Below are 25,004 nucleotides of genomic sequence, written 5' to 3' on the forward strand. Positions count from 1 at the left end.
TTTCCATGTCGCTCATGATCCGGTCGAGGCTGAGGCCCATCGGGAAATAGCCCGCGTAGATGATCTTGTCGGCGCCGCGCGTGTTGGCGTAGTCGATGATCGCCTTGGGATAGTGCTTGGGCGCAAACGCGCTGGTCGAATAATAGAGGTTCGGCCACTTGAGCATCAGCTTCACGGCCAGCGCTTCCCACGGCTCGGCCCCGTGGCGCATCACGATCTTGAGATCGGGGAAGAACCAGCACACTTCGTCGAGGTGTTCGACCTTCTGGGTTTCCATTGGGATGCGCGGCCCCGGAATGCCGACGTTGAGCAGGATCGGAATGTCCAGTTCGACCGCGCAGGCATAGAGCGGGAACATGTACTTGTGGTTGATCGGCACCTGCGGCAGCGTACCTGCGGGGAACACGCTGATCGCCGAAAGCCCCACCTCGGCATGGATGCGCTTGATCCGGCGCACTTCCTCCATGCCCTTGTTGGGATCGCACGGCAGGTCGAAGAAGAACCGGTCCGGATAGAGCGCCTTGGCCCGGCGCGACGTGTCGTTGTCATTCCAGCCGACCAGCGCCTTCTCGATGCCGTGCTTGTCCATCTGCTCGACGGTCCACTTGACGTAGTCGTCGGCGTGGCCGGTCTGCGGCACGTCCTTGAACATGTACTGCGCCGGCATCGAGAACTGCTGCAGGGTCTGCTCGTCCTTGATCAGCGGACGGAATGCCGTGAACCAGTCCGAACGGTCCTCCGCCTCGGGAATGCCCAGCATGCAGTCGATGATCTTGATGTCCTTGGGCATGCCCATGTCAGTTGTCTCCGGATAGTTTGGACCAGGCAGCGCGCAGCGCGACCTTGTTGATTTTGCCAACGTCGTTGCGGGGCAGCGGCTGGTCCGAGAATACGACCCGGCCCGGCGCCTTGTAGCGGGCCAGCCGCTCGCCGACCCATTCCTTGACCGCGCGCTCGTCGAGCCCCTCGCCGACGACCACCGCGACCAGCAGTTCGCCAAGGCGCTCGTCCGGCACGCCGAAGGCCGCACATTCACCGATGCCGGGCATTTCGCCCATCACCCGCTCAACCTCGGCGCAATAGATGTTCTCGCCGCCGGAAATGACCATGTCCTTCACCCGGTCGACGATGAACACATAGCCTTCCGCGTCGATGTAGCCGACGTCGCCGGTGCGCAGCCAGCCATCGGCCGTGAACACGGCGGCGGTTTCCTCCGGCCGGTTCCAATAGCCCTGCATGACCATCGCGCCGCGCACCTGGATCTCGCCGCTTTCGCCCGGGCCAGTGACCTTGCCATCGGGTGTGACGGTGCGCATGTCGGCCAGTTGCAGCACGCGGCCCGCCGAAGCACGGTTGCGGATGAAGTCCTCGCCCACGGCCTGTGCGATCGCGCCGGAACATTCGGTCATGCCATAGCCGGTTCCCATCACCGCCTGCGGACAGGCGGCGCGGATCTCGTCGAGCAGGTTGACCGGCAGCGCCTGCCCGCCCGAGGCGACATTGCGCAGCGATGAAATGTCGGCCGTGCCAAGCTTCGCCTTGTGCAGCATGTCCCACAGCATGGTCGGCACGGCCGAAAACTGGGTGATGTGCTCGCACTCGATCAGGCGGATCGCCTCGTCCGCGTCCCAGCGCCGCATGATTACGACTTTCGAACCGGCGAACAGCGGCGACAGGAAGGCGGAACCGAGGCCCGAAACATGGAACAGCGGATAGACCAGCAAGGCGGCCTGCTGCGGCAGGTTGGCCAGGATCGTTTCGACCGGAACGCCATGCGCGCGGGCCATGTTGTGCAACACCATCACCCCGGTCAGCTGCGTCGCCATCAGCCCGGTGATCAGGCTGCGATGGGTCAGCACCGCGCCCTTGACGCGGCCGGTGGTGCCGGACGTGAACAGGATCGCGCACGGATCCTCTGCCTTGGCAACGCCCGGATCAGGCAGCGGCTCGTGCGAGCGGCGCTCGATTTCCTGACCTTCGAACGGCCTGGTCAGGTCCAGCATCCGCCCGCTGTAGCCGCCCTCGCGGATCAGTGCGGCGCGCTGGCTGTCAGCCAGGACGAGCGCAGGGGTGACATCGTCGAGCATCGCGACGAGTTCGGCTGGCGAACCCCGGCTGTTGAGCAGCGCGGCAACCCCGCCCGCCTTCATCACCGCCAGGAACGCGACGATCCATTCGGCCCGGTTGCGCATGCAGATCGCCACCCGTTCGCCGCGCGCGATGTGCAGCATCGGTGCCAGTTGGTCGCGCCAGGCGAAGACCTGCTCGAAGGTCAGGCGCCGTTCCTCGCCGTTCGAGGAGAAATCGACCAGGAAGGTCTTGTCGCCATGCCGCCGCGCGACCTCGATCATCAAATTGAGATCGGGCGCAGCGTTGACGAACTGGCGCAGGCCGTCGCGCTCGGCGATTTCGAACGGGGTGCCGGGGGCCGTGACGGCGGCGAATACGGGATCGATCTGGCTCATTGCGCGCTTTCCGCCACTTCCTTGGCCCAACGGTAGTCCTGCTTGCCGGCGGGCGAGCGGCGCACCGCATCGACCCAGACCAGCGCCTTGGGCACCTTGTAACCGGCAAGATGCTCACCAAGGAAGGTCTTGACCTCGGCCAGCTCGGGCCGGGCCGCGCCTTCGCGCAAAGAAACGACGCCGATCACGCGCTCGCCCCAGCGATCGTCCTTCTGACCGGCAACGACGGCGTCATAGATCGCCGGGTGCGCGCGCAGGGCTTCCTCGACCTCTTCAGGAAACACCTTTTCCCCGCCGGTGTTGATACAGGTCGATCCGCGCCCGAACATCGTGATCATGCCATCATCGTCGAGCCGCCCGGCATCGCCCGACACCGCCCACAGCTTGCCATCGATCCGGCGGAAGGTTTCCGCCGTCTTCACCGGATCGCCGAAATAGCCGACCGGCGTATGACCCGAGCGCGCGATCAGGCCGGCTTCGCCGACTTGCGTCAGGCGATCATCGACCACGACCTGCTGCGCCTCGCCAGCCGGCAGGCGCATCACGCCTTCGCTGCTGGCGGCGGCCTGCCCCGCAATGCCTGTCTCGGACGAGCCCATGCCGTCGCTGATGTTGCAGCTGGCAGGCAGATGCCGGCGGATGCCGTCCTTGACGTGGGCCGAGAATACCGCCCCGCCCGAGCCGAAATTGACCAGCGCCGCCAGGTTCCAGCGCCCCGGGTGCGCATCGAGCGCATCGCGGATCGGGATCGCCATCGCATCCCCGACCAGCTGGACGATGTTGACGCCCAGCCGCTCGATCTTGTCGAGCACGGCAACCGGATCATAGCTGCGCGCCTCGTCGAGGACGATCGTCAGCCCGTTGAGCAGGCCCGACCAGGTCGACCAGATCGCGGCCGCGTGCATCAGCGGCGCCAGCGGGAACATCTTGAGCGGATAGCCCTGCCGGGCCCTCTCGGCGATGCCCTCGGGCCGGTCGAGCGGTCCCAACGGGTTGAAATAGCCCGCCCCGCCCGCGCAGGCGAACAGGAAGGCCTTGTGCGGCCACATCACGCCCTTGGGCATGCCCGTGGTCCCGCCGGTATAGGTCAGGATGATGTCGTCTTCGCTGCGCGCGTAAGGCCCGGCGGCCGGGGTCTGCACCAGTTCCTCGAAGGCCAATGACCCGGCAGTGTCGGCGCCGCTGCCGTCATTCACGGCAACGCTGAGGCGAAGTTTGGGCAGGTCGGGACGGAGCTTGCGAACGATGTCGCTGAATTCGGCCCCGTGAATGATCGCCGCCGCTTCGGCATTGCCGAACAGATAGAGCAGTTCTTCCGTGCGGTAACGGTAGTTCACGTTGAATGGCACCGCGCCAAGCTTGATCGCGGCGATGAATGCTTCGAGATGTTCGGCGCTGTTCATCAGGTACAGCCCGATGGTGTCCCCGCGCCCGATCCCGTGCGCGGCCAGTCCGGCGGCAAGCCGCCCCGCCCGTTCGTTCAATTCGGCATAGGTTTCGCTGCGCGAATCCGAAATGATCGCGATCCGGTCGGGCACGGTGGCCGCCACCGTTTCGAACAGGTCGGCAAGGTGAAACTGGCCCGCCATCGTCAATAGACCGCCGCCGGATTCTTGGGACGCGGGCTGCCCAGCATTTCGCGGTAGGACGGACGCACGTTGCCGCGGTCGGTAACGCCCAGCTGCTGCGCGATTTCCGCCGCGATCAGCGTCTGTCCCGACAGCTCGTCGCGGTTGGGCGCGCGGTCGATCGCGTCGATGATGTGGGCGGTAAATTCCGGGTTTTCAGCCGTTTCGATGAAGCCTTCGTACTGCTCGGGATTGGTTTCGCGCGCGATCAGCGAGCGTTCCGTCACCAGCGGCCCCATCCAGATCGATACGGTTACGACCCCGGTACCGCGCAGATCGTGCTCCATGTCATGGGCAAACTTGTCGACGCCCGCCTTCTGCGCGCCATAGGCCGGACCGTGCATGTAGCACGAGCCGCCGAACGAGGAACCGAACGCGATGATCCCGCTGCCCTGCTTGACCATCATCTGCGCCGCATGCCAGCTGGCCACGTAGGCCGAGCGCAGCCCGACATCGAGGATATTGGCAGCGGCCAGTTCTTTTTCCCAGAACGGCTTCTTCTCGATCAGTTGGTGGTGGATGTAGGTGGCATTGTTGACCAGCACGTCGAGCCGGCCCTGTTCGCGCTCGATCTGCTCGAACAGCGCGGCGACCTGGGTATCGTCGCTGTGATCGCACATCACGGCAATGCCCTTGCCGCCCGCAGCGGTCACTTCGGCAGCGGTTTCCGCAACGGTGCCCGGCAGAACCGAACCATCCCAACCCTTGGCGTCACCCGGCGCAACCGTGCGACCGGTAACATAAACGGTATAACCGAGTTCCCCGAAGCCACGCGCGATCCCGCGTCCTGCACCTCTGCTTGCCCCGGTCACAAGCGCGACTCTTGCCGTCACGGTTCACTCTCCCTCGATTCGACGCATTATCGTGTTACCATGCACGATAGGCGATGTTTTGCGAATTTCAAACAACAATTATCTACGCATTTTGCTTACAGCGATACGTCAGAGCCTCGCAACGCGCAGCCATCGCCCGCCTTGCCTCCGCCTAGCAGGTGTATTGGCCGGTCGGGATCACGTCGATGGAGCCGCGTACGATGAAGCGGTCGCAACTGGTCATCATCCGGTCGAGATTGACCTTGAACCGGGCCGGATCGCCGACCGCGTCGAAGAACACGAAAGGATCGGTCAGCGCGGCCTCGGGAAAGCATTCCTCGACGATGGCGACATAGGGCGGCGCATCATCGATCACCGGACGCACCACCAGGTTCTGGACATATTCGAAGTTCGCTTGCGTCTCGATTGCCACGCGGGTGTGATCGTCCTGCCAGCAGCACAGCCAGTCGGCATGGCTCATCCCGGGCGGCACCACGAGGAAGGCCAGCTGCGCCCAGCCCGCCGTCCGCTGCCCGGCGCGGGCGGGATGCAGGGTATTGGGAATGATCGTGGATTCGGCCACCACCCAACCCGTCCAGCGTGCGCAGACGGCAGCCAGCGCCGCATCAATGGCCGCGCGAAACAGCGCATTGGCCGAGGGTAGCCAGAACTGGACCACGCCGTCGTGCTGGACGCCCCCGCGCGATTGGCGCAGATGGGCGCCGCGCGCGGCGATCTCGTCCTCCAGGTTGATGCGAATCCCGCTCACCCCGGCGGCGGCCAGTGCGCCGGGCAGCTCTGACAGCACGCGCGCATTGAACGCGTCCCGGTCGGCACCATCCTCGCGCCACAGCAGGCAGATCAGCTTTTCCATCGTCGCCGCTCAGTCGAAATTGGCCTGCCCGCCATCGAGCGGGATGGTTGCGCCGGTGAGGTAGGCCATGTCCGGCCCGCACAGCGCCGCCACCGCGCGGCCGATGTCTTCCTCCAGCTTGCCGATCCGCCCCAGCGGGATCGTGCGGAAAAAGGCCTCGGCCTCGTCCGGGTTGTTCGCGATCCACCATTTGAGGCCGGGGCTTTCGGCGTGGGGCGCAATGGTCAGCACGCGGATGCCTTCGCGTCCCCATTCCGCCGCGCCCGCGCGGGTCAGCACCCGCACCGCCTGCTTGACCGCGCCATATGCGCCGTAGCCGGTCATGTCCCAGCGGATCCCGGCCGACGAGGCAAGGTTGACGATCACCCCGCCGCCGCGCGCCACCATATGCGGATGCGCCAGCTTCATCAGCCGGAAGGTCGCAAGCGGACCGGATTCGAACCCGGCCACGAAGGCCTCGTCGCTGACGTCCAGCAACTTGCCGTTGGGCACTTCCTGCGCATTGTTGACGAGGATATCGAGCCCGCCGAGGTCGCCGACCGTCCGCTCGACCATAGCGGCGAGGCTGGTAGGATCCTTGACATCGCCAACCACGGCCAGCGCGGTGCCGCCGCGTTCCGCGATCAGCGCGCAGGTCGCCTCCAGCTTGGCCAGCGCTCGTCCGGTCACGGCCACCGCCGCGCCTTCCGCCGCAAGCGCCAGTGCAATTCCCTGCCCGACGCCTTGCCCTGCCCCCGTAACCAGTGCCACCTTGCGCGAAAGTTTAGCCATAACCCCTCTTTACCCAACGGATTCGTAATTTTTGAATTTCTGAATTACGCATTAGGTTGACAGAAACCCCCTAGCTACGTCAATTGCGTTTCGATTCCAGCCGCGCGGCGGCGAACAAACGCGCAATTTGCAGGAGAGGCCATGAGCCAGGATCTTATCGGACAGGTCGCCATCGTCACGGGTGGCAGCGACGGCATCGGCTTTGCCACGGCCGCCCTGCTCGCCCGGCGCGGGGCGATGGTGGTGATCTGCGGCCGCCGCCAGGAAATGCTCGACGCAGCCAAGGCAAAGATCGCAGCCGACGGCGGCAAGATCGAAGCCGTGCAGCTCGACGTGACCGATTTCGACGCCTTCACCGGGCTGATCAATGATGTGGCCGCGCGCCACGGGCGGCTCGATATGCTGGTCAACAACGCCATGTCGACCCACTATGCCCCGATCAATCGCCTGACGCTCGATCACTGGCGCAAGGACTTTGCCGTCAACGCCGATGCCGTGTTCGTCGGCACCAAGGCGGCGATGGCGGTGATGGCGAAGCAGGGCAAGGGCTCGATCGTCAACATCTCGTCGACCACGGCGATCCGGGCCATGCCGAACTATTCGAGCTATTCGGCCTCGAAGGCCGCGCTGATCCAGTTCACTGCCGTCGCGGCGATGGAAGGGGCAACCCAGGGCATCCGCGTCAACGCCGTGGTGCCCGGCCAGGTCAACACCGCCGCAACGCTCGACTTTGCCGAGAAGGCCCCCGAACTCGCCGCCAAGACGGCGGGTGCGATCCCGATGGGGCGCGGCGGCAAGCCCGAAGAACTCGCCGAAGCGATCGTCTTCCTGCTGTCCGACGCGGCAAGCTATATCACCGGCGTGGCGCTGCCGGTTGACGGGGGCAAGTCGGCCCAGCTCTACATTCCGTCCTGAGCGGCGAACAAGACACGGTGGCGGGAGCGGCGCAAATGAACCAGGCCTGGGACAAGGAAATCGACGTTCTGGTCGTCGGATCGGGCGCGGGCGGGATGCTGTCCGCGCTGGTCGCCGCGAAGAACCACGCCGACGTCCTGATCATCGAGAAGGAAGCGCTGTGGGGCGGCACCTCGGCCACCTCGGGCGCGGGAATCTGGATCCCGGCCAGCGACCAGGCCGCCGCCGCCGGGTTTCACGACAATGTCGAGGACGCGTTCAAGTATGTCCGCGCGCTATCGGCCGACAACGTCCCTGACGAGAACATCCGCGCCTATGTGACCAACGCATCCAAGATGCTGCGCTGGATGGGCGACAACACCGAGATCGATTACCACGCCTTCCCCTATCCCGATTACCACGCCGAAAATCCGGGCGGCTCGCCCACCGGCTATCGCACACACATGCCGCTGCCGATCGATGGCAAGCGGCTGGGCAAGGATGTGCGCACGCTGCGCTTTGCCTCGCCGGCGGCCTCGCTGTTCGGCTATCTCAACTGGCATTTCGACGAAACCTACCTGCTGCTGTTCCGCGGCCCCGGCTGGTTCTGGCACCTCACCAAGAGCCTGGCGCGCTATTGGCTGGACTGGCCGTTCCGCTTCACCTCGCGCAAGGACCGCCGCCTGACGCTGGGCAATGCGCTGGCGGGTGGTCTGCGGCTGGCGCTCAATGAACAGAACGTGCCGCTGTGGCTGCGCACCTCGCTGGAGGAGCTGATCCTCGAAGACGGCAAGGTGGTCGGCGCGCGGGTCAACCATCAGGGCCAGCCGCTGCGCATCCGCGCGCGCAAGGGCGTGGTGCTGGCGGCCGGCGGGTTCGACAAGAACCAGGCGATGCGCAATGCCCATGCCCCGCTTTACCCCAGCGCCCAGTATTCGGGCGGGACCAGCGGCAACACCGGCGATGCGATCCGGGCCGGACAGGCCGCCGGGGCCGACACGATGAACATGCAGTCGGCCTGGGCCGCGCCGGTGTTCTACGTTCCGGGCGAAGATCGCGGCCGCCTCTGCACCATCGAACGCGCCCTGCCGGGCTGCATCATGGTCAACCAGTCAGGCAAGCGCTACCTCAACGAAGCGGCGTCCTATCACGTCGTCGGGCAGCAGATGGCGCGCCAGCAGCGCGATCACGGCGATGCCAGCCCAAGCTGGTTCGTGTTCGACCACACCTATCGCCACAACTATCCGGTCGGCCCGCTCTATCCGCTGGTGCCGGACTGGGCGCAGAACGGCATGGTCAAGACGATCCTCAAAAAGGGCCGCACCATCGCCGAACTGGCGGGCGAAATGGGCGTCGATACGGCTCCATTCGAAGCCACGATCGCGCGCTTCAACAGCCATGCCGCCAAGGGCGAAGATCCCGATTTCCACCGGGGTGCGGCCGCCTATGACAAGATGTACGGCGATCCTCGCGTCAGCCCCAATCCGTGCCTGCGCCCGCTTAACAAGGGGCCGTTCTATGCCATGCCGATCTATCCGGGCGACATCGGCACCAACGGCGGCCTGAGAACCGACCCGCTGGCCCGGGTGATCGCCGCGGACGGCAAGCCGGTCGAGGGGCTTTACGCCATCGGCAACAGCGCGGCATCGGCCATGGGCGAGAGCTATCCGGGCGCGGGCGTCACCATCGGCCCGGCGCTGACCTTTGGCTACATCGCCGCCAACCACCTGACCGGGAGCAACCAGGAATGAGCCTTCGCCTTGCAGGACGCGCCGCCTTCGTTACGGGCGCGGGGCGCGGCATTGGCGCCGCCATCGTCAAGCGGCTGATGGCCGATGGCGCAAAGGTGGCAGCGCTCGACCTGAACCTGGCCGATGCGCAGGCCAGCGGCGCAGACCTGGCGCTCGCCTGCAACGTCGCCGATTCCGCCTCGGTCGCCGCCGCCGTGAAGGCCGCGCGCGAGGCATTCGGGCGGCTCGACATCGCGGTCAACAACGCTGGGGTCGGCCGCGCCGCCAACGATGGTTCGGACGAGTTCTATGGCGCCATGGCCCAGCGCAACGCGCAGCTGGCCGAGCAGGGCAAGTCGGACGTGATCGTCGACCAGCTGATCCACATGCAGGACGATGGCTGGGCCGGAGTCATGGCCGTGAACCTCAACGGCACGTTCTATACCTGCCGCGAATTCGCGCGGGTGCTGGCAGACGACGGCAATCCCGGCACGATCATCAACGTCAGCTCCACCAGTGCACAATCGGGCGAAGGCAGCGCGCACTATTGCGCCAGCAAGGCGGCGGTCATCGGGCTTACCCGGCAACTCGCGCGCGAGCTGGCCCCGCGCAAGATCCGCGTCAACGCGATTGCTCCGGGGCCGACCAACACCCCGGTGATGCAGGGCATTCCCGACGAATGGATCGCCTCGATGGAAGCCGCGATACCGCTGGGGCGCATGGCCGATCCGGCCGAAATCGCCGCCTCCGTCGCCTTCCTCGCCAGCGACGATGCCAGCTATGTCAACGGTTCGGTGCTGGTCGCCAACGGGGCGAGCTACTACTTCTGAGCAGCCCCCTCGCCGGTCGGCAAATCTACAGGTCAGTCCGCCCGCACCTTGACCTTGGGCGCGGACTGGCCGCGGCGCATCGTTTCAAGGAACTTCTCCAGCGGTGCAGGCTCTGCCACCGGCGTACCGCTGTCGCCCTCGCGCGCCCAGAATTCGGCATAGCTGGGGAACAGCTTGTGGAAGTTGCCTTCCACCCATTCGGTGCCCGGCCAGCGCATCTTGTTGTCGCCGATCGGCGGCTTGTTGAGATCGGTCGCGTACCAGTAGAGCGGCAGGCGGCGCGCGAAATGCCAGCGCCCGTCCTGGCGGACGTAATCGTCCACGTACATCATCTGCATGATGACCCATTCATCGCCGGTTTCGTGCTCGTTCTTGGAATAAACGACGCCGTGGGCATGATCGGCATCGTCGAATTCGATCACGTGGCCGCCGATGTGATGCGACGTGCCGGTAAAGGGCGAACGCAGGGTGCGGTCCATGTAGGCCCGCAGCGCCTGGCGGCCCGATGCGTCCTTGCCCACGCGCACATCGGCCGGGAACAGCGAAACCATCGCGTCCATGTCGCGCATGTCGAGCGCAAGGGCATACTTGGCGGGCAACTGGCGGATCGCATCGAGCGATTCCAGGCGGTCAATGCGGGCTTCGAGTGTGGTCATGATTTGGGCTCGTACCAGATGGGGGAAGTGTAGGCGCGTTCCTGCGAAATCAGCGGGATTTCCCGCGCGAGCCGCAGGTGATAGCGCACGGCGTCATAGGCGACCCAGCGCGGGGTCGGAATCTCGATCACGCGCAGGTAATAGAATGCGCGGCGGGACGGATCGAATTCGGGGTCACGCCAGACGGTGACCAGGCTCGGCGCGCCGATGGTATTGGCATAGTTGGGCACGGCAAGGTTCACGGTGTTACCCACGGCAGGCACCTTGCCGCCTACGGGGCGGCGCGTTTCGGGCGAGCTCCAGGCAACGTCGAACACCTTTTCATGGGCCTTGCCGGCAGCATCGGTCCAGCCCTTGACCACCTGGACGCGGTCGAGGTTGGCGCCGATCGGGTCCTTGAGCGCCGAGACTATGAAGCTGGGCGCGCCCTTGCCCCGCCCCGGCAGGACGCCGCCCATCGGCACCCCGCGGCGGTATCCGGCCCTGACCCAGTCGCCCTTGAGATCGCCGGCGGCGAAGTCCCAGCCGCCGAAGAAGCGCACGGTCATGCGCGGGCCGGTGGTGGCGTAGACCTCGCGCCGCATCATCGCGTCGAAAATTTCCTCGCGCGTGTTGCCGCGCGCCCAGACGGCGGCATAGCCGCCCGCCAGATACTGCCAGTTGAAGCGCCCGAGACCGGTTCCCATGTCCATCGCCGGGGCAACGCGGTCCTTGCCCTCGGGCGTAGGCTCGTTGCCGGTGTGCTTGCCGAAGAAGTTGTCCTCGTCGGCCGTGGCAAGCCCGGTGTGGCTGTCGGTCGAACCGATCAGGCCGAACCGGTAGGGGTTCTGGCCCGTGCGGTCCGCGATCATCAACCCGCGCTTCAGCGCCTCGCGCACATAGTTCCCGCCATACATATCGGGCGTGGTCGCCTGCTTGGCGTTGAGATTGGCCTTGTCCCAGCCAGCGACGCCAAAGCCCGCGAATTCGTCGGACGGCGAAAGGAACGGATGGGCCTCGCTGTCGCCCTTGATCTGGGTGACTTCGACCAGGGGTTCGTGAGCGGCGCGGCGCCGGGCCTGGGCCGCCGTCATCGGACCGCCATCTGGCCCGGTCAGCTGGAACATCAGCCCGTTCGAGACGTTGCTGTTATGCGGGATCGCCAGCACATGGCCATGCTGGGTGTGCTCGTAGGCGTCCATATAGTCCCACAGCGCCTCGGGCCGATCGCCCTGCACGGTGGTAAAGGGCTGGATCTTGCCGACCTTGTCGGGGCCATCGCGGAACATCACCACGCGGTGAAGATTATTGCCACTGGGCATCAGCGTATATTCGAAGCCGAAGAAGGCGGTGAACCTGCCCGGCTCGTTATAAGCCTCGACAGTCTTGATATGCTCTGCCCAGAGCGAGGCGGTCTGCTCGGCCACCTTTTTTGGATCGACGAGACCCTTCGCCTCGGGGCTGCCGGCAAAGTCGATCATTTCCGCCATTGCGCGCGATGACTGCTCGGGCCCGGCATTGAACATGTCATGCCAGTGCTTGAGCTTGTCGTTGGGCAGCAGGAAGCGCGGCGCATCGGCCAGCGCCTTGACGAAGCCGAGGCCATCGGAATGGTCGGCGATCACCAGGAAGTCGAGCGGGCGCGCCAACCGGGCCTTGATCCCCATGGTCGAGGTTACTTCCTCGCCCCGGGCAAAGCGCAATGCCTCTTCCGGGCCAAGCCGGTTGCCGAAGCCGAACGCATCGGGCGAATTCGCGGTGTGCAGGTGGGTATCGCCCCAGAACACGCGTTCGGGATATTCGGTCAGATGGACAGGTTTGTGCGTCTTGCCGCCAAGGCCCGCGGGCAGCTTGTCGCAAGCCGCCAGCGCTGTCGCCAGCAAGCCTGCCGCCAGCAGGCAGCGCGCGCGCCGGGTAGTCAAGGCTGCGGCCTCCCCGCCGGTTCCAGCCGTTCGATCGCGGGCAGTTCGTATTGCCCGTCCAGCACTTGCGGGCGTGGCAGGTACATCCGGATGACGACATGGAACGTGCCCGGCGGAACCGGCAGCCAGTTGGACGCGCCCTGTTTGGGCTTCGTTGCCGACAGGTACAGTGTCAGCGAGCCGTCCTTGTCATATTTCAGACCCTTGGTGCGATCGCCGATGTTGTAGCGGTGGATCGGGTTCTCCACCAATTGCGAAGTGGCGCGGTCATAGGCCGTGATCGACCAGAACGCGTCGACCGGCGGCAGTGCCCCCTTGGCAAAGCGGATGCGGTACTGTCGCTCCCCGTTCAGCGTTTCGCCGCGGTTGTCGGTGATCGCGGCGGGATAGATCGATTCCTCGGGCGCGTTGACATAGCCGCCGCGCGCCACTTCTGCCCGCAGCAGGAAATCGTTGCCGGGATTGGCCATCGCGCCGGACCACATCCAGCCGTTCTGGATGCGTGCCGGGCGGAACCCGCGCTTGGCCAGCACCTGCGGTCCGATCCGCAGCGCGCAGCCCAGCCCCAACGCCTGCGCGGGACTGAGCGCGGCCGGATCGAAGCGGCTGGCGGGACCGAAGCCGGCAGCATCGAAGGTCGCCATCAGCGCTTCCTCGCCCGGCTTGGCGGGAACGCTGCGCAGCGCCTGGTTCAGCAGTTCGAAATAGGCCAGGTTGTCGAACGGGCGAAGCGGCGCCGCGTCGGTTACCGGCGCGCCGGCGGGTCCGCGCATGACGATGCTGTGGGCAATGCGCTGGGCCTCCCCCGCATCGTCAGGCCCGCTCACCAGGATCCGGCCGAGCATCCAGGCCGTGTCGGTCGGCAACCTGAACGGGGTGTAACCATCCGGCACGGTGCCGCCCGAAGGTCCGACCAAGGCATAGCGCGCGGCCTTGCCGCCATTCGTGCGCGTGCCGAGATGATAGGGCCTGGCATAGAGATCCATGAATGCCAGCGTGTAATAGCGCCGATCCATCTGCGGCACTTCCACCAAAACCGGCCCGCGCGATAGGTCGATCCAGGCGTTCAGATAGAGCGTATCGGCATTGGCAGCCCGCAGTTGCCCCTGGGTCGCGGGGGTCAGGACATGCGGATAGACCGCGATGGCATTGACCGGTGCGGCAACCGGCTGGGCCGGGTCGACGCGGTGGGTTTCGTTGAACTGCTGCTTGAGCAGATCGATCATCGGATAGCCGTAGATATAGGCCTGCAAGCCGACCGATTGCGCCAGTGCCGCCTCGGGATCAAGCGCGGCTGCCTGGCATTGCGCAGCATCCGGCAAGGTAGCAGCGGCAGCTGTTGCCGCCAGGACAGCCAGAGCGATCATTTCCCCTCCGTTCGCGTAGAACTTGTTATCTGATGTTACGATATCGGATTTCCGATTGCATAACAACCGTCATTCGCGTAATTGAAGTGAGTTATTTTTTCGCATTTGCGGCATCAAAGCACCGCAGGACACCTTCAGGAGGGGACATGAAGACACTTCTCGCCACGACTTCGCTTGCCGCCATGGCAGCGCTGGTCACCACCCCGGCCTTCGCGCAGGACACCGCTCAGGATCAGGATGACGGGATCGGCGCGATCGTCGTCACCGCGCAGAAGCGCAGCGAGAACGTCCAGGACGTTCCGATCGCGATCTCGGCGGTCGGCAGCCAGTACCTGGAAAGCCGCGGCGTCGATTCGATCGACAAGCTCGGCACCATTGCCCCCAACGTGAAGATCGAACGCGCGCCCGGTTCCAAGACCATCTCGCAGATCTCGATCCGCGGCTCGGTCACCATCAACCCGGCGATCACCTGGGAGCCGGCGGTCGGCCTCTATCTCGACGGCGTCTATATCGCCAAGGCGCAAGGCTCGATCTTCGACGTCGCCGACCTTGAACGCGTCGAAGTGCTGCGCGGCCCGCAGGGCACGCTTTATGGCCGCAATGCGCTGGCCGGTGCGGTAAACCTCGTCACCAAGAAGCCCAGCGGCGAAGCCGGCGGCAGTGCCGAGGTGACCTATGGCAGCTTCAACGAGTGGAAGTTCAAGGGCGTGCTCGACCTGCCGCAAATGGGCATCTTCTCGGCCAAGGTTTCGGGCCAGTATCGCCGCCGCGACGGCCTTATCGACCTGGTGCCGGACCAGCCTTCGGGCCGTGGCCGCACGGACTCGATCAACTCGGGCAGCTTCATGATCCAGCTGCGGGCGGAACTGTCGGACAATATCACCGCCGACTACACCTTTGACTATACCAAGTCGGACCAGACCCCGCCGTTCTCGCAGCTGCTACGCGTCAACCGCAATGGCGATCCGCGCGACATTTTCGATCCCGCCTCGCCCGGCTATGCCTATGGCGGCGCGTTCTTCCCGCTCGATCACTATACCAGCGCGACCCGGGTCATCACGGCCTCGATCGATGCGCCGGCCTATGAAAAGTCGCGCAGCTATGGCCACGCGCTGACCCTCACCGCCGATCTTGGCGCTGCCACGCTGAAGTCGATCACCGCCTATCGCAATCTCGACTGGGCCGACGGCCTCGATCTCGATGGTTCGCCGCTGCCGGTGGCCTACACCCAGCGCATCACCAATTACGATGCCTTCAGCCAGGAACTGCAACTGACCGGCAGCGCGCTGAACGACCGGCTCAGCTACGTGCTGGGCGGCTTCTACTTCAGCGAAACAGCCGAAACGCTCAACCCGCAGACCTACTTCGGCGGCAGCGTCGATCTCCAGTCGAACTATGGTTCGCACACCAAGGCCTTCGCGCTCTATGCCCAGCTTGACTACAAGCTGACCGATGCGCTGAAGCTGACCCTGGGTGCGCGCTACACCCACGAAAAGAAGGACATCAGCCGCTATTTCCGGGTCAACTTCGACTATGCGAACGGCATCTTTTCGCCGCTGGTGGTGGCGGACCTCCCCTACGGCGTGATCCCCGACGCGAAATACAACAACTTCTCGCCGGCCGCGACGCTGTCCTATGAAGTGTCGGACAATGTGAACGTCTATGCCCGCTTCGCGCGCGGCTTCAAGTCGGGCGGGTTCAACGGCGAAACCAACGTGTTTGCCGCGCCGACGATCGCCTGCCCCAGCGGCGCGCTGGAACTGTGCAATCCCTATCGCCCGGAAAAGGTCGACAGCTACGAGCTGGGCGTGAAGACCCAGCTGCTCGACAAGCGCCTGGTCTTCAACGTCGCCGCCTTCCGCGACGAACACAAGGACATGCAGCTGTCGGTCTTCACCGCCAGCACGGGTGCGGCTTCGATCATCCGCAATGCCGCTGGCGCGCGCATCCAGGGCCTCGAATTCGAAGCCGTGCTGCGCCCGACCGACACGCTGACGATCAACGGCTCGCTAGCCGTGCTCGACGTCAAGTACAAGAGCTTCATCGACGGCGGTGTCGACGTGTCGGCCAATCGCGCCTTCCCGCACGCTCCCAAGACGACCGCCGCGCTCGGCGTCGACTGGAAGGTGATCGAGGGCGATTGGGGCAAGCTCAATCTCTATGGCGATCTCAACTACGCCTCGAAGTACTACACCTTCCCCTATGCGCTGGTGACCCCGACCCCGTCGGACCAGAACGCCCATTCGAGCCAGTCCAAGGGCCGCACGATCGTCAATCTGCGTGCCACCGTGGGCGACGTTCCGCTGGGCGGCGCGAAGGTCGACGTCTCGGTCTTCGTGCGCAATCTCACCAAGGAATCCGATCCGTCGAACTTCATCGACTTCGGCCCGGGCTTTGGCGGGATCCTGCTGGGCTACTTCCCCGATCCGCGCACCTATGGGGTGAGCGTCGGCGTGAAGTTCTAAGGCACGTGATGGGCGGGCCGGGCCAATGCGCCCGGCCCGCCCAATCGAGGAGAGCGCCATGACCTCGCTGGAGCAGCGCCTGCAACGACTGGAAGACGATCGCGCGATCCGCGATCTCAAGGCCCGCTATCTGCGCGCCTGCGATGCCAAGCAACCCGAAACCGTGCGCGACACCCTGCTGCCCGATGGTGCGGTCATCGCCTATGACGGCTTTCCCGAATTCACCGATCGCGATGCCTTCGTCGATGTCTATGCGCAGATGGGCTGTGCGCCTGGAATCTTCGACATCCACCATGGGGCGAACGGGCACATCACCTTTGAAAGCGATACCCGCGCGCGCGGACAATGGTCGCTGCTGTTCCACAACATCAATCTTGCCAGTCGCAGCCTGACGCAGATGGGCGTCGAATACGACGATATCTATGTCAAACAGGATGGCCGGTGGTGGATCGCGGAAACGCGTTCGCGCCGCCTCAGCTGCCTGATCCATGCGGTCGACGAAGACGGGCTGGCACGGGTCACGGTCATGGGCGAAGCGCCCAGCAGTTTCGGTTAGGGAGAATTGACGGTGCGTTTTCAGGGCAAGAAAGTGCTGGTCACCGGCGCGGCATCTGGCATCGGCCAGGCCACAGCGAAGTTGTTCGCCCGCGAAGGCGCGGCACTGACCATCGCCGATATCAACGAAGCCGGCCTGCTCGAAACCGCCGCACTGATCGGCGCGCCGGTATCCGTCGTCCCCTACAATGCAGAAGATTACGATTCCTGCCGCGCGCTGGTGGCCAAGGCGGCGGACGGCGGGCTTGACGTGCTGTGCAACGTCGCCGGGATGCTCAAGTGGGGCCCGACCGAAAGCTATGCGGTCGAGGATTTCGAGCGGCTGCTGCGGATCAACACGACCAGCGTGTTCGTGCTGTGCCAGGCGGCCCTGCCTTACCTACTGGAAAGCAAGGGCAACATCGTCTGCGTCGCATCGACCGCCGGGCTTTCGGGCATTCCCTATTCGGCCGCCTATGCCGCCTCGAAGCACGGCGTGGTCGGCATGATCAAGTCGCTGGCGCTCGAATATGCGGCTGCCGGGGTGCGCATCAACGGCGTCTGCCCGGGCCAGGTTGCCACGCCGATGACCAGGGCTGCGCCGCCGCAGGGCAACATCGACTGGCCGCTGGTGATGCGCAACGCGCCCAAGCTGGCCGACGGCATCTGCGATCCGGAAGACATTGCCGAAGCACTGGCATTCCTCGCCTCGGACGCCTCGCGCAAGACTACGGGTGCGTTGCTGGCCGTGGATGGGGGGCAGCTGGCAGGCTGAGGAGCGCCCGCGCGGCATCGCTGCCATCGAGCAGCGCATTGTCGCGCCGCTTTACGCGCCAGCCTTCTGCGCCGCGCTCCAGCAGCCAGCGATTGGCCGACACCCGTACGGCAGTCCATTCCCCGTCCTCGTGCCGGAACACCAGGCTGTGGCAGCATGCGGCAGCACGGCTGCCATCCAGTTCGATCAGCGGCGCGCTCAGCACATGGGCGCAGCCAGCGGCCATCAGCGACTGGTGGACCGGCCCGGTAATCAGCGCGGCAATTGCCTCCCGCCCCTGCGCCTCGCCCATGCTGCCCACGGCATAGATCCCGTCCTCGGCAAACAGCGCCGCGATCCCGGCGGCATCGCCGCTGTCAGCCAGCGGGCCATAGCGCGCGATCAGGTTGCGGATCGCCTCGCGGTCCTCCAGTGCCTGCAGCCGCGCGGCCAGCGGCTCAGCCACGCGCGGCCTTGCGCCCGGCCTGCCGCCCGAAGAAGGTGCAATCGGCAAGGCTCAGCCCCGAGGAATAGCCATGGCCCCAGGCCGGCAGGCCCGAAGTGCAGCGCCCGGCCGCGAACAGTCCGGCAATCGGCTGCCCGCCCCGGTCCAGCACCTCGCCATCGGTCGAGGTCTTGAGCCCGCCGAGGGTGAAGAAGCTGAAATAGCTCGTCTCGAAATTGAGCTCGAGCGCCACGAACGGCCCCTGATCGAGCGGCACCAGGATCGGCGGCCGCTTGCCGAACAGCGGATCGCGCCCCTCGCTGGCATGGCGGTTATAGACCGCCATCGTCGCGCTCAGCGTACCGGCGGGCATTTCCAGTTCGGCCTCGACCTCTTCCCAGCTGTCGCCAGTGCCCGCGATCGACATCCGCGCAAAATCCATCGGCTGGACGAAATGCGCCATATCGAGCAGCAGGTAGACCTTGCCGCCCGGTTGATCGACCGCACAGCGGCTGACCCGGCCGTGATAACAGTCCTCGTTGATGAAGCGCTGGCCCGCCGTGTTGACGAACACGCCACAGGCATGGCTTTCCGGCATGGTCCACGGGCAGGTGGTGAAGAACTGCTCCATGTGAACCGCATCGCCGCCAGCCCCCATGCCCAGTTCAATCCCAGCGCCATCGTCCTTGTCGCCGATGGGATCGCGCAGCTTGAAAGTCTCGGGGCAATACTTGCGCCGCATCGCCTCGTTGAAAACGAAGCCGCCGGTGGCCAGAACCACGCCCCGCTCCGCCCGCACGAAGCGGGGCTGGTTGTCGATCCGCACCACCAGGCCGACGATCCGGCTGCCGTCTGCCACCAGCGCCAGCGCGCGGGCATCGACCACCACCTCGACGCCCTTCGCGCGGGCCGAAGCCTCGAGGATGTCGACCAGCGGGCGTCCGCCGCCCCAGCCCATGTGCTGGATCACGTGGCCGCGCGGGGCAGGCTTGGCCAGATCGCAAAACGGCGCCGCAGCCTCGCTGCCCGACCAGATCAGGGTGGAATCGTCGGTCGGCTCGATGTGCTTGCCGGGCAGGTAATTGCCGCGATAGGGCACGCCCTGCGCCTTGAGCCAGGCAAAGTGATTGAGCGCCTCGCGGCCGTAAAGCTCGCACTTGGCCTCGTCGGCGCAGGGACCGCCAGCGGCTTTCAGATAGGCCGTAAAGTCCTCGGTCGTATCCTCGAACCCGGCGGCGCGCTGGACTTCGGTCCCGCCGCCGCCGCCGATGTAGATTTCGCCGCCCGACAGGCCGGATGCCCCGCCGCTGCCCGAATTGCGCTCGAGCAGCATGACGCGCGCGCCGCCTTCGGCCGCCTCGATCGCTGCACAGGCCCCGGTCGCACCGAAGCCGACCACCGCAACATCCGTTTCAAAGTCCCAGGCGGGCACTTCGCTTGCGGGATAGGGCCGGTGCAGCGAAATCTCGGTCATGGGTTCAACCCTTTGCCTTGAGCATATCGAGGGCGACGTCGACGATCATGTCTTCCTGTCCGCCGACCATCTTGCGGCGGCCCAGTTCGAGCAGGATCGCGCGCGTGTCGATGCCATAGGTTTCGCTGGCCTTTTCGGCGTGGCGCAGGAAGCTGGAATAGACCCCGGCATAGCCCAGGCTCAGCGTTTCGCGGTCCACGCGCACCGGGCGGTCCTGCAGCGGACGAACGAGATCCTCTGCCGCGTCCATCAGCAGGCCGACGTCGCAGCCATGGTTCCAGCCCTTGCGGTCAACCGCGGCGATGAACACCTCAAGCGGGGCATTGCCCGCACCCGCGCCCATGCCGGTCAGCGATGCGTCGATCCGCACCGCGCCGCACTGCGCCGCAACGATGCTGTTGGCGACGCCAAGGCCGAGGTTGTGGTGCGCATGCATCCCGCGCTGGGTTTCAGGCTTGAGCACCCGGTCATAGGCTTCGAAGCGCGCGCGCACACCGTCCATGTCGAGCGCGCCGCCGCTGTCGGTCACATAGACGCACTGCGCGCCATAGCTTTCCATCAGCAAGGCCTGCTGGGCGAGCACGTCCGGCTCGATCATGTGGCTCATCATCAGGAAGCCCGACACGTCCATACCCAGATCGCGGGCGATGCCGATGTGCTGCTTCGATACGTCGGCCTCGGTGCAGTGGGTCGCTACGCGGACCGAGCGCACGCCGATGTCATAGGCGCGGCGCAGTTCCTCGACCGTGCCGACGCCCGGCAGGATCAGCGTGGTCAGCACGCACTTGTCGAGCACGTCGGCCACGGCTTCGAGCCATTCCCAGTCGGTATGGGCGCCAAAGCCATAGTTGAAGCTGGCGCCAGACAGGCCGTCGCCGTGGGCCACCTCGATCGCATCGACGCCCGAGGCCTCGATCGCCTGGGCAATCGCGCGGACGTGGTCGATCCCGTACATGTGGCGCACGGCGTGCATCCCGTCGCGCAGGGTGACGTCCTGGATATAGAGCTTGTCGCCCGCTGCGACGTTGAACGTGCGGGTCACTGGGCCTTCCCTTCCTGCTTCATGCGGCGCTCGGCCATCAGTTCGCCCGTGGCCTTGGCCGCAGCGGTCATGATGTCGAGGTTGCCCGAATAGCTGGGGAGGTAATCGCCTGCCCCTTCGACCTCGAGCATGATCATCGACTTGATGCCGGTACACTCGCCCATGCCGGGGATCTTGAGCTTGTTGTTGTCGCCAAAGCGTTCGAACTGGACTTCCTGCTTGAGGCGGTAGCCCGGCACGTACTTCTGCACTTCGGCCACCATGTCCTCGACCGAGTGGCGGATCGCGTCTTCGCTGCCACCTTCGGACAGGGTGAACACCGTATCGCGCATGATCATCGGCGGTTCGGCCGGGTTGAGGATGATGATCGCCTTGCCCTTGGCAGCGCCGCCGACCACTTCAATCGCTCGGGCGGTGGTGCGGGTGAACTCGTCGATGTTGGCGCGCGTGCCGGGACCGGCCGAGCGCGACGAGACCGAAGCGACGATTTCGGCATAGTGAAGCTTGTCAGACACCCGCGCGACGGCCGCAACCATCGGGATCGTCGCCTGCCCGCCGCAGGTCACCATGTTGACGTTGGGCTGATCGAGATGCTGGCTCATGTTGACGGGCGGCACCGTGAACGGCCCGATCGCCGCCGGGGTCAGGTCGACCACCTGGATGCCATCGGCGCGCAGCGCGGCGTCATGCACCTTGTGGGCGTAAGCACTGGTGGCATCGAAGGCGATGCCGATTTCGCCATAGCAGGGCAACTTCTTCAGCCCCTCGATCCCCTCGTGGGTGGTGGCGATGCCATGCTCGCGCGCCATCGCCAGGCCTTCGCTGTTCGGGTCGATCCCGACCACCGCGGCCAGTTCCATGTTCTGGGGATACTTGATCATCTTCATCATCAGGTCGGTGCCGATATTGCCCGAACCGATGATCGCGGCCTTTACCCGTGCCATTGCTGTTTCCTTAGACAAACCGCGCTTCGCACGTCCCAATGCCGTGCAGCGTCATTTCAAACACATCGCCCTGCACCGCCGACTCCAGCGGGACGAGGCTGCCAGACAGGATCACGTCCCCGGCATCGAGCGTGACGCCATAGGCGCCCAGCGTATTGGCAAGCCAGGCGACGGCCTGGGCCGGATCGCCCTGCACCGCGCTGCCCAGCCCTTCGGACAGCGGCGCGCCGTTCTTGGTCACCGTGACATGCAGCGCGGGCAGATCGTGATCGCGCGGATCGGCGCGTGCTTCGCCGATCACGAAAACGCCGCAGCTGGCATTGTCGGCCACGGTATCGACGATCCCGATCTTCCAGTCGCGGATGCGGCTGTCGACGATCTCGAAGCACGGCGCGATGTAATCGGTCGCAGCCATCACGTCGGCGGCAGTCACCCCCGGGCCGTTGAGGCTGTGCTTCAGCACGAAGGCAATCTCGGCCTCGGCGCGCGGCTGGATCAGCGTGTTCGCGGCAATGTCGATCTCGCCCTTGATCCACATCCGGTCGGTCAGGAAACCGAAGTCGGGCTGGTGCACGCCCAGCATGTCCTGCACCGGCTTGGAAGTGACGCCGATCTTCTTGCCGATCACCCGCTCGCCATCCTGGCGGCGGCGGGCCAGCGCGCCGAGCGAAATCTGATAGGCATCGTCGATCGTCAGCGCGGGAAACCGCTCGATCAGAGGCACCACCGAGCGCCCATCGCGCAGCGCGGCATAGAGCTCTTCGGCCAGACGTTCATTCAGTCCGGCATTCGCGGCAGCGCTCACAGATAGGCTCCATCCTGATAGATCAACGGGGCGACCTCGTCGCGCACCTGGGCCTTGAGCACGCGCGCGATCACGATGCTGTGGGTACCATAGGCCAGCATGGCATCGATCACGCAGCTAAGGTTCGCCTGCGCCCCGCCCAGCGTCGGCAAGCCGTCATCGCCTTCGCGCCAGTTGCCGACCGAAAAGCGTTCTTCGTGCGGGCGCCCGCCGCCAAAGGCCGCCGAAACCTCTTGCTGATCACGCGACAGCAGGTTCACCGACAGCGGCGCGGTCGGCACGAGCAGCGCGTGCAAGGCGGTCGCGCGGTTGACGCAGACCAGCACGGCGGGCGGATCGACCGTCAGCGAGGTGACCGAGGTTGCCGCCATGCCGACCGGGCCATTGTCCCCCTTGGCCACGACCACCGTGACCGAGGCCGCCAGACGGCGCATCGCCGCGCGGAACTGGCCCGGGAGGTCGTCGGGAATGCTCGGATAGCCTTCAGCCACGCAGGAATTCCAGGCAATAGCGGTTGAATTCCTCGGCGCGTTCCACCTGCACCCAGTGGCCGGTGCGAGTGAAGGTCATGCAGCGCGCATCGGCGCAGCGATCGAGGAAATGCCGCGCGCCGCTTTCGGGGCAGAACTCGTCATTGAGGCCCCACAGCACGAAGATCGGCTGGGTCAGCTCACCCAGCCGCGGCCCCAGGTTGGGCGTGCGCATCCGCACCAGCACGTCCTTGGGCTGGGTCCGCGCCACGGCAAAGCGCTCCTCGACCAGCGCATCGGGAATGCTGGAGGCGAAATCGGGATGGACAAGGTTGCCGATCAGGCGGCGCTGCTCATCAAGGTTGAAGTCCGGGCCGCCAAAGTTCGACACCATCTTGGTGATGCCAGGCATCTTGAAATAGTCGGCCTGTTCTTCGATGCAGCCCGGCGCCATCAGGATCAACCGCTCGGCGAGTTCCGGATGATCGAGCGTCATCTGGATTGCCACGCCGCCGCCCAGCGAATTGCCGACCAGCACCGCACGCTCGATCCCGTGGGCGCGCAGCGCCTCGTAAAGCGAGTCGGTGAACAGCTGGAGCGTGTAGTCGATCCCCTCGGGCTTCGAGGAAGCGCCATAGCCGATGAGGTCGGGCAGGATCACGCGGTAACCCGCCGCCACGAACTGCGGCCAGTTCTGGCGGAAGTTGGATGCCCCCGAAGCTCCCGGCCCGCTGCCGTGGACGAACACCACGACCGGCCCGGCGCCTGCTTCCTTGAGGTGGATCTGATAGCCGCCGGCAACGGTATAGGTGGCTTCGGCAAGATCGGTCATGGTGTCGCCTTCCGTCAGACGAAGGGATTGAGCGGCGCGGCACCGAGCCGGGTGGCGATCGCTTCACCGGAACGGTTGTTGGGATCGTTAGCCACGTGCGCGCGGCCAGCGTGGAGATCGAGCCAGGGCTGGATGATCTCGCTGGTCATGTAGATCGCGCGGCCACCCAGTTGCTTGACGATATCGTCAATCAGATCGGCCAGGCGCCGCACGACGGTGCTCGACTGGTAGGCGAAGAACGTGCGCTTCTCCATCGGAATGGCCTCGCCGCGCTCGGCATAGCCCATCAGTTCCTCGAAGGTCAGGCGCAGGGTGGTTTCCATCTCGCTCTTCTCGGCGATCGCGCGGGCCAGAGCGGCCTGAAGGATGGGATCGTCCTTGGATGCCTTGCCGGTGTTGGTCGACACGCGGTCCTGCATGATCGCCATGCCGGCCTTGATCGCCGCCTCTGCGCCGCCGAACGCCGCGGTCGAAACCGACCGCACGAAGACCTGCGCCCAGGGCAGCGAATAGAGCGGCGCCGTGTTCGCTTCCTGCCCGGGGTTCTGGCAGAGGAACCCGTCGATCGAGCGGTGCGTGCGGTAATCCGGCACGAACACGTCATCGACGATGATGTCGTGGCTGCCAGTGCCCTGCAGGCCGAAGGTGTGCCAGGCGTCTTCATCGATCGCATAGTCACTGCGCGGCAGCAGAAACGTGCGCATTTCGGCCGGCGTGCCATCATCCTTGGGCGGACAGAACGCACCCAGCAGCACCCAGCCGCAGTGCGTCGAACCGGTCGAAAAGCCCCAGCGGCCCGAAAGGCGGAAGCCCCCGTCGACATGGGTTACCTTACCGACCGGCTGATAGGTCGAGGAAACGAGCATGTCGGCATCGTCGCCCCAGACCTCTTCCTGCGCTTCGGCGTGAAACAGCGCCATTTCATAAGGGTGGCACCCGACCACGCCGTACATCCAGCCGGTCGACATGCAGCCTTCGGCCAGCGCCTTCTGCACTTCGAAGAACACGTTGGGATGCATTTCATAGCCACCCCAGCGCTTGGGCTGGAGAATGCGGAAAAAGCCAGCCGCCTTCATTTCGGTGATCGTTTCCGCCGAGACGTTGCGGTTGCTCACGCATTGTCGCGCGCGCGCCTTCAACGTCGGAATCATCGCCTTGGCGCGTGCGATCAATTCGCCAGCGGTCGGCACGGACTGCGAACCGTCCATCGGCCGGGCAGCGGTTGCCATTCTCCCTTGCTCCTTTTTCTCGACTCAAGCTTGCCCAAACCGTGGGCTTCGTAATTTTTTTTATAGTTTGATACGCAAATCG

The 25,004-nt window shown here is 65.3% G+C and carries 23 protein-coding genes; 6 read left to right on the top strand and 17 right to left on the bottom strand.

What is annotated here, in order from left to right:
* From ACE3SN_RS01920 to ACE3SN_RS01945, 6 genes are all read right to left on the bottom strand, one after another.
* Nucleotides 1-796 (bottom strand): amidohydrolase family protein (locus tag ACE3SN_RS01920; RefSeq protein WP_374527051.1); only part of this gene is annotated, 796 nt, incomplete at its 3' end.
* Between the two features lies 1 nt (nucleotide 797).
* The gene (locus tag ACE3SN_RS01925; protein ID WP_374527052.1) at nucleotides 798-2,465 is read right to left on the bottom strand and encodes a class I adenylate-forming enzyme family protein; all 1,668 of its coding nucleotides are present in this window, start codon (nucleotides 2,463-2,465) and stop codon (nucleotides 798-800) included.
* Nucleotides 2,462-4,054, bottom strand: a complete 1,593-nt coding sequence (locus tag ACE3SN_RS01930) for an AMP-binding protein (protein ID WP_374527053.1) — start codon at nucleotides 4,052-4,054, stop codon at nucleotides 2,462-2,464. The genes ACE3SN_RS01925 and ACE3SN_RS01930 overlap by 4 nt, the downstream gene beginning before the upstream one ends.
* Nucleotides 4,055-4,056: 2 nt before the next feature.
* Complete coding sequence (locus ACE3SN_RS01935; RefSeq protein WP_374527054.1) at nucleotides 4,057-4,926, bottom strand: SDR family NAD(P)-dependent oxidoreductase; 870 nt, start codon at nucleotides 4,924-4,926, stop codon at nucleotides 4,057-4,059.
* A 151-nt stretch (nucleotides 4,927-5,077) separates the two neighbouring features.
* Nucleotides 5,078-5,779, bottom strand: coding sequence for a hypothetical protein (locus tag ACE3SN_RS01940; RefSeq protein WP_374527055.1), 702 nt, complete (start codon nucleotides 5,777-5,779; stop codon nucleotides 5,078-5,080).
* 9 nt (nucleotides 5,780-5,788) lie between these two features.
* Nucleotides 5,789-6,550, bottom strand: a complete 762-nt coding sequence (locus ACE3SN_RS01945) for an SDR family NAD(P)-dependent oxidoreductase (RefSeq protein WP_374527056.1) — start codon at nucleotides 6,548-6,550, stop codon at nucleotides 5,789-5,791.
* A 141-nt stretch (nucleotides 6,551-6,691) separates the two neighbouring features.
* Between ACE3SN_RS01945 and ACE3SN_RS01950 the strand changes: the two genes are divergently transcribed.
* From ACE3SN_RS01950 to ACE3SN_RS01960, 3 genes are read left to right on the top strand one after another with little or no spacing between them, the layout of a single operon-like run.
* The gene (locus ACE3SN_RS01950; protein WP_374527057.1) at nucleotides 6,692-7,465 is read left to right on the top strand and encodes an SDR family NAD(P)-dependent oxidoreductase; all 774 of its coding nucleotides are present in this window, start codon (nucleotides 6,692-6,694) and stop codon (nucleotides 7,463-7,465) included.
* A gap of 35 nt (nucleotides 7,466-7,500) precedes the next feature.
* A complete protein-coding gene (locus ACE3SN_RS01955) occupies nucleotides 7,501-9,195 on the top strand; it encodes an FAD-dependent oxidoreductase (protein WP_374527058.1) in 1,695 nt (564 codons plus the stop codon).
* Nucleotides 9,192-10,004: an SDR family NAD(P)-dependent oxidoreductase gene (locus ACE3SN_RS01960; protein WP_374527059.1), complete on the top strand. Its 813-nt coding sequence runs from the start codon at nucleotides 9,192-9,194 to the stop codon at nucleotides 10,002-10,004. The genes ACE3SN_RS01955 and ACE3SN_RS01960 overlap by 4 nt, the downstream gene beginning before the upstream one ends.
* Nucleotides 10,005-10,036: 32 nt before the next feature.
* Here the strand turns inward: ACE3SN_RS01960 and ACE3SN_RS01965 are convergent, their stop codons facing one another.
* Genes ACE3SN_RS01965 through ACE3SN_RS01975 form a run of 3 tightly spaced genes read right to left on the bottom strand, consistent with a single transcriptional unit; the run spans nucleotide 10,037 to nucleotide 13,928 of the window.
* Nucleotides 10,037-10,660, bottom strand: a complete 624-nt coding sequence (locus tag ACE3SN_RS01965) for a nuclear transport factor 2 family protein (RefSeq protein WP_374527060.1) — start codon at nucleotides 10,658-10,660, stop codon at nucleotides 10,037-10,039.
* A complete protein-coding gene (locus ACE3SN_RS01970; RefSeq protein WP_374527061.1) occupies nucleotides 10,657-12,561 on the bottom strand; it encodes a DUF3604 domain-containing protein in 1,905 nt (634 codons plus the stop codon). The genes ACE3SN_RS01965 and ACE3SN_RS01970 overlap by 4 nt, the downstream gene beginning before the upstream one ends.
* Nucleotides 12,558-13,928 (bottom strand): DUF1254 domain-containing protein, encoded by a 1,371-nt coding sequence (locus ACE3SN_RS01975; protein WP_374527062.1) that lies wholly within the window; start codon nucleotides 13,926-13,928, stop codon nucleotides 12,558-12,560. The genes ACE3SN_RS01970 and ACE3SN_RS01975 overlap by 4 nt, the downstream gene beginning before the upstream one ends.
* 146 nt (nucleotides 13,929-14,074) lie before the next feature.
* Here ACE3SN_RS01975 and ACE3SN_RS01980 point away from each other — a divergent pair, with 146 nt between their 5' ends.
* The 3 genes from ACE3SN_RS01980 to ACE3SN_RS01990 are packed head-to-tail and all read left to right on the top strand — an operon-like array spanning nucleotide 14,075 to nucleotide 17,702.
* Nucleotides 14,075-16,393, top strand: coding sequence for a TonB-dependent receptor (locus tag ACE3SN_RS01980; RefSeq protein WP_374527063.1), 2,319 nt, complete (start codon nucleotides 14,075-14,077; stop codon nucleotides 16,391-16,393).
* A 58-nt stretch (nucleotides 16,394-16,451) separates the two neighbouring features.
* Complete coding sequence (locus ACE3SN_RS01985) at nucleotides 16,452-16,949, top strand: nuclear transport factor 2 family protein (protein ID WP_374527064.1); 498 nt, start codon at nucleotides 16,452-16,454, stop codon at nucleotides 16,947-16,949.
* A 12-nt stretch (nucleotides 16,950-16,961) separates the two neighbouring features.
* Nucleotides 16,962-17,702, top strand: coding sequence for an SDR family NAD(P)-dependent oxidoreductase (locus ACE3SN_RS01990; protein ID WP_374527065.1), 741 nt, complete (start codon nucleotides 16,962-16,964; stop codon nucleotides 17,700-17,702).
* Here ACE3SN_RS01990 and ACE3SN_RS01995 read toward each other — a convergent pair.
* Genes ACE3SN_RS01995 through ACE3SN_RS02030 form a run of 8 tightly spaced genes read right to left on the bottom strand, consistent with a single transcriptional unit; the run spans nucleotide 17,656 to nucleotide 24,922 of the window.
* Nucleotides 17,656-18,147, bottom strand: coding sequence for a nuclear transport factor 2 family protein (locus ACE3SN_RS01995; RefSeq protein WP_374527066.1), 492 nt, complete (start codon nucleotides 18,145-18,147; stop codon nucleotides 17,656-17,658). The two genes, ACE3SN_RS01990 and ACE3SN_RS01995, sit on opposite strands and share 47 nt — an antisense overlap.
* Complete coding sequence (locus ACE3SN_RS02000; protein ID WP_374527067.1) at nucleotides 18,140-19,600, bottom strand: FAD-dependent oxidoreductase; 1,461 nt, start codon at nucleotides 19,598-19,600, stop codon at nucleotides 18,140-18,142. The genes ACE3SN_RS01995 and ACE3SN_RS02000 overlap by 8 nt, the downstream gene beginning before the upstream one ends.
* Before the next feature lie 4 nt (nucleotides 19,601-19,604).
* Nucleotides 19,605-20,642, bottom strand: coding sequence for a 4-hydroxy-2-oxovalerate aldolase (gene dmpG, locus ACE3SN_RS02005; RefSeq protein ID WP_374527068.1), 1,038 nt, complete (start codon nucleotides 20,640-20,642; stop codon nucleotides 19,605-19,607).
* Nucleotides 20,639-21,586 (bottom strand): acetaldehyde dehydrogenase (acetylating), encoded by a 948-nt coding sequence (locus tag ACE3SN_RS02010; protein WP_374527069.1) that lies wholly within the window; start codon nucleotides 21,584-21,586, stop codon nucleotides 20,639-20,641. The genes dmpG and ACE3SN_RS02010 overlap by 4 nt, the downstream gene beginning before the upstream one ends.
* A 10-nt stretch (nucleotides 21,587-21,596) precedes the next feature.
* Nucleotides 21,597-22,391, bottom strand: a complete 795-nt coding sequence (locus tag ACE3SN_RS02015) for a fumarylacetoacetate hydrolase family protein (protein WP_374527070.1) — start codon at nucleotides 22,389-22,391, stop codon at nucleotides 21,597-21,599.
* A complete protein-coding gene (locus ACE3SN_RS02020; RefSeq protein WP_374527071.1) occupies nucleotides 22,388-22,882 on the bottom strand; it encodes a flavin reductase family protein in 495 nt (164 codons plus the stop codon). The genes ACE3SN_RS02015 and ACE3SN_RS02020 overlap by 4 nt, the downstream gene beginning before the upstream one ends.
* Nucleotides 22,875-23,693, bottom strand: coding sequence for an alpha/beta fold hydrolase (locus ACE3SN_RS02025; protein ID WP_374527072.1), 819 nt, complete (start codon nucleotides 23,691-23,693; stop codon nucleotides 22,875-22,877). Before ACE3SN_RS02025 ends, ACE3SN_RS02020 begins: the two co-directional genes overlap by 8 nt.
* Before the next feature lie 14 nt (nucleotides 23,694-23,707).
* Nucleotides 23,708-24,922, bottom strand: coding sequence for a flavin-dependent monooxygenase (locus ACE3SN_RS02030; protein WP_374527073.1), 1,215 nt, complete (start codon nucleotides 24,920-24,922; stop codon nucleotides 23,708-23,710).
* Nucleotides 24,923-25,004: the final 82 nt, after the last annotated feature.

Origin of the sequence: Novosphingobium sp. (assembly GCF_041915465.1) — a bacterium.
GTDB lineage: Bacteria > Pseudomonadota > Alphaproteobacteria > Sphingomonadales > Sphingomonadaceae > Novosphingobium.